Origin of the sequence: Pseudoalteromonas sp. Z1A6, assembly GCF_011378745.1 — a bacterium.
Classification (GTDB): Bacteria; Pseudomonadota; Gammaproteobacteria; order Enterobacterales; family Alteromonadaceae; genus Pseudoalteromonas; species Pseudoalteromonas arctica.
This window is the reverse complement of the sequence record NZ_WTKW01000411.1, coordinates 1-3,336: the sequence shown is the minus strand read 5'-3', so window position 1 is coordinate 3,336 and position 3,336 is coordinate 1. Positions and strand designations below refer to the sequence as shown.

At 37.5% G+C, this 3,336-nt stretch carries 1 protein-coding gene; it reads left to right on the top strand.

Features of this window, described 5'->3' with window-relative positions:
* Positions 1 to 336: 336 nt before the first annotated feature.
* Positions 337 to 3,222: a TonB-dependent receptor gene (locus GQR46_RS17880; protein ID WP_165741827.1), complete on the top strand. Its 2,886-nt coding sequence runs from the start codon at positions 337 to 339 to the stop codon at positions 3,220 to 3,222.
* Positions 3,223 to 3,336: the final 114 nt, after the last annotated feature.

Below are 3,336 nucleotides of genomic sequence, written 5' to 3'. Positions count from 1 at the left end.
CTTTGTTACAAATCTTTACAAACATTCAAGTTATTGTTATTAAAGTGTTTTATTTTAAGGTGATATAAGCTTTAAATATACACATATTACTTTTTCAATAAAATCAGCTGCTTACTGTTGGTTTTAATGTAATGGTGAAAGATACATTTGTTATTTTTGCTGGTTTAAAGTTAATAATGTGTTGACCTCTTTGTTTCTCTAGTACTATCATCCGTCACACAATAAAGTCCTACTGTACCTTCATATAGGCATTTTTAGTCTTATTAAGTGGCTTTATTGCGCATTAATTTTAAAAATTAAGCATAAATAATAAAATAGTATTCTAGGGAGAATCAAATGTTAAACAATAAAATTTCAAAGGCAGTTCGCTTAGCGATTGCTTTCGGTACAGCATCAACGGCTGTTTTCGCTGCAAATTCAATTGCGGCAGAAGAAGGCGTTGAAAAAGTAGAACGTATAGAAGTTACAGGTTCACGTATTAAGCGCTTCTCAGAGGTTTCACCTACTCCTGTAACTACAATCACCGGCGAAGAGCTGTCTAATGCCGGCATTACAAATATCTCAGATTTGTTACAAAAACTGCCTTCATCTGGCGTAGGCTCTGCACCTACAACAACTACTAACACTATTTTTGGTGCGGGTATAAATACTACAGATCTTCGTCAGCTTGGAGAAGGTCGTACTTTAGTACTTGTAAACGGTCGTCGATACGTAGGTGCTTCTGTAGATAATCCTGCGGTAGATTTAAACGGCATTCCGACTGAAATGATTGAACGTATGGATATTGTTCATGGCGGCGCGTCAGCAGTATACGGTTCAGATGCAATTGCAGGTGTAGTTAATATTATTTTGAAAAAGTCTCAAGATACTATGGACTTCAACTACAAAAAATCTATTACAGAACAAAGTGGTGGTGAAGAAGAGTCTTTTTCATTCACATTTGGTGGTGAAAGCGACAAAATAAGTTTTATTACGAGCTTATCTTACTCAGAAACAGAACAGCTTGAAGCTCAAGACCGTGACTTTCTTCGTAACCCAGTTTCTGGAATGTTAAACCCTGATAATGTTTCTGACACAGATGGAATTCCACAGAATATCTTAGCTACAGGTGAGTTTGCCGGTTTGCAAACACTAGGCTATTACGATCGCGCAGGTGATGCATTCTTACCTGATGGCCATGTTGTATTTGGTGATAATGGTGAATTTAGTCCCGTTGCAGTTGGTGGTGTAACAAGACCTGCACCGAATAATCAACTTAGATATTTTGGTGACGGCTTCTCTAATGGTTACAAATTTATTGAACATCAAGATCTTGCAACACCACTTAATCGTTTTAATGTTTTTACAAACATTGTAAATAATTATGCTGACGATCATTCAATGAATTTTGAAGTTTCTTTTTCAAAAGCAAGTGCTTATGCAGAAAGTAGCCCAATTTTCCTTGCTGAATCGATTCGTTCAGATAATGCATTTTTAGACCCAGCTGCTAAAGCACAACTAGATGAAGCTGGTAGAGATTCAGTTACAATTTATAAGCTAGCTTCGGGTTTCGGTAATCGTACCTATGAAGATGATCGTACAACACTTAATACAACTCTTTCTTTCCAAGGGTTATTACTAGAAGAGTTCGATTACGAAGTATATTTTAGTTACGGTCGCAATAAAAACGACACTACATGGAACGGTGAATTCCTTACTGAGAACTTTAACAAGGCTATTGACGCGGTAGAAATTGACGGAGCAATTCGTTGTGCAGACCGTGATTCAGATGGTTCTTTAGTTGGTGCGTTAGATGGTTGTCAGGCATTGAGCCTGTTCGGTCTTAATGGTGCATCTCAAGAAGCTTTAGATTACGTTACTACCTCAGCATCAATTTCTAAAGTTAAACAGCAGCAAGTTATTGGTGGTGTTATTTCAGGTTATGCTTTTGATATGCCTGCCGGTGGTGTTTCTTTTGCTTTAAGTGCTGAGCATCGTAAAGAAACTGGTTCTAATGAACCTGGTGCAGCAATGCAGAATAATCTAGTGTTTGGTAACTTTGTAAAAGCATGGGATGGTGAATTTACAGTTGATGAAATTGGTGTTGAAATGTCAGTTCCATTATTAGTGGATGCACCATTTGTTGATTCATTAAGCCTTGAGTTAGCCGCTCGTTACATGGATTACTCTTCAGTGGGCGATAATGTAGCTTGGAAGGTAGGCTTTAACTATGCAATGAACGATGAACTTCGTTTCCGTGGTACAAAGTCTAAGTCGGTTCGTGCTCCATCATTATCTCAACTTTATTCTGCTGGTACTCAGTCATTCGCGTCTTATGGCGATCCATGTGACCAAACTAATATATCTACAGCGAGTGATAGCAAAAAAGCAAACTTAATTGCTAACTGTCAAGCTGCAGGCATTCCAAATCCAGGTACTACAGTTGGAGATTGGAGACCATCTGATGATTGGCGTAGTGTTACTCCGCCAAGTGTGAATTCAGGTAATGCAAACCTTCAAGAAGAAACGTCTGACGATACATTATTTGGTGTAATTTATACCCCAACTGAAAATATCACGTTAATTGCAGATTATTGGAGTTTTGACGTTGAAGATGCAATTAACTCTTTAGGTGCACAGCGTGTTATTGATGATTGTTACGAAGCGTCTAGTTTAGATAATAGTGCTTGTGACTTAGTTGACCGTGATCCTACGACTCTTGATATTTCTGAGGTTCGTAATGGACCATATAACTTAGCATCTTACTCTCTTAAGGGTGTTGATTTAGAAGGTACATACAAGTATGAAACGAGCTACGGTTCATTTAACTTCCGTTTACTAGCAAGTTACCTTGAGCATAGAGAGTTTAATACAGATGTTTCTAGCGAAGGCTATGAACCAACACCTACAGTTGGTGAAGTAAGATACCCTCGTTGGCAGGGTAACCTAACGGTAGGCTATACTTACGATGATTTATACGTAGGTATGATTGGTAAATACCGTCATTCAACAGTATTAGACAGAGAGTGGACTGCTGAAAATAACAACTATAATGATGTTCCTTCTTATACAGAATGGTCAATAAATGGTCGTTATACTGTTAGCGAAATGCTTGAAGTAAGATTAGGTGTTTCAAACTTATTTGATATTACACCTCCTAGAAACCCTGGCACATACGATGATGGTGAGTTTTTCGACGTATACGGCAGACGTTTCAACTTAGGACTAAACTTACGTTTCTAATATCTTTAGTAAATAAGTTTATAAACGAAAGTGTTTAATATTAAAGCCTACTGAAATTTCAGTAGGCTTTTTTATGTTTTACTTGCCCTAATATGTTTTTATACGAACCGGCTT